The sequence below is a fragment of the Streptomyces sp. NPDC050619 genome (assembly GCF_040654815.1).
In the GTDB taxonomy this organism is placed as follows: Bacteria; Actinomycetota; Actinomycetes; order Streptomycetales; family Streptomycetaceae; genus Streptomyces.
In genome coordinates, this window is the sequence record NZ_JBFAIR010000138.1 from 1 (window position 1) to 1,501 (window position 1,501).

The following is a 1,501-nucleotide window of genomic DNA, read 5'->3' on the forward strand; positions in this document are numbered from 1 at the left end:
CGGACGGCCATGAAGATGCGCGGCATGACCGGGAAGTGGAAAGCCATGTGGCATTCGTCGCCGCCGCTGCGGTAGTCGCCGAAGTAGTCGACGACATCCTCCGGCCACTGGTTCGCCTCCGCCAGCAACACCGTGTCCGGATAACTGGCGTCGATCTCCTTCCGGACCCGCCTGAGGAAGTCGTGGGTCGCCGGCAGGTTTTCGCAGTTGGTGCCCTCCTGCTGGTAGAGGTAGGGCACCGCGTCCAGCCGGAAACCGTCGATACCGAGGTCCAGCCAGAAGCGGAGGGCGGAGATGATCTCCTCCTGGACGGCCGGGTTCTCGTAGTTGAGGTCCGGCTGGTGGGAGAAGAAGCGGTGCCAGTAGTACTGCTTGCGGACCGGATCGAAGGTCCAGTTGGAGGCCTCGGTGTCGACGAAGATGATCCGCGCGTCCTGGTACTGCTTGTCGTCGTCGGCCCAGACGTAATAGTCGCCGTAAGGGCCGTCGGGATTGTTCCTGGACTCCTGGAACCACGGGTGCTGGTCGCTGGTGTGGTTCATGACGAAGTCGATGATGACGCGCATGCCGCGCTGGTGGGTGGCGTCCACGAACTCCACGAAGTCCGCGAGGTCACCGAACTCGGGCAGTACGGCGGTGTAGTCGGAGACGTCGTAACCGCCGTCCCGCAGAGGGGACTTGAAGAAGGGCGGCAGCCACAGGCAGTCCACGCCCAGCCACTGGAGATAGTCCAGTTTGGCGGTGATGCCCTTGAGGTCCCCGACGCCGTCGCCGTTGCTGTCCTGGAAGGAGCGGACGAGGACCTCGTAGAAGACGGCGCGCTTGAACCACTCCGGGTCCCGGTCCTTGGCGGGGGTGTCCTCGAAGGTGTCCTGGACGGGCTCGTTGACGATCATGTTGTGGGTGACCCTCCGATCTGCGGGGTGGACGGTCGCAGAACCAAGAAGATGTGCGCGGGCCGGGTGCCCGGTTCGAGGCGCACATAGTTGGCCCTGCCCCAGTGATAGGTCTCGCCGGTGAGCTCGTCGCGCACCGGCACCGACTCGTGCCATTCCAGGCCGAGTTGCGGCATGTCCAACGAGACCGTGGCCTCCTGGGTGTGGTGGGGGTCGAGGTTGGCGACCACCAGAACCGTGTTCGATCCCTGCCGCTTCGAATACGCGATCACCGCTTCCTGATCCACGTGATGGAAGTGGAGATCGCGCAACTGACGCAGGGCCGGATTCGCGCGCCGGATCGTGTTGAGTTTCGTGATCAGGGGGGTGATGGTGCGGCCCTCGCGTTCGGCTGTTTCCCAGTCGCGGGGCTTGAGCTGGTATTTCTCGGAATCGAGGTATTCCTCGCTGCCGTCTCGGACCGGGGTGTTCTCGCACAGTTCGTAGCCGCTGTAGATACCCCAGGCCGGGGAGAGGGTGGCGGCCAGTACGGCCCGTGTCTCGAAGGCGGGCCGGCCGCCGTGCTGGAGGTATTCGTGCAGGATGTCGGGGGTGTTGGCGAAGAA

The 1,501-nt window shown here is 64.4% G+C and carries 1 protein-coding gene and 1 pseudogene; both read right to left on the minus strand.

All coding sequences use genetic code 11. The features are described from left to right. The coding region (locus AB0I77_RS53515; protein ID WP_363290324.1) for an alpha-amylase family glycosyl hydrolase at window positions 1-896 on the minus strand (896 nt) is incomplete at its 3' end. Further along, window positions 893-1,501, minus strand: a pseudogene (locus AB0I77_RS53520) (alpha-1,4-glucan--maltose-1-phosphate maltosyltransferase); the annotation flags it as partial. The pseudogene AB0I77_RS53520 and the gene AB0I77_RS53515, both read right to left, overlap by 4 nt.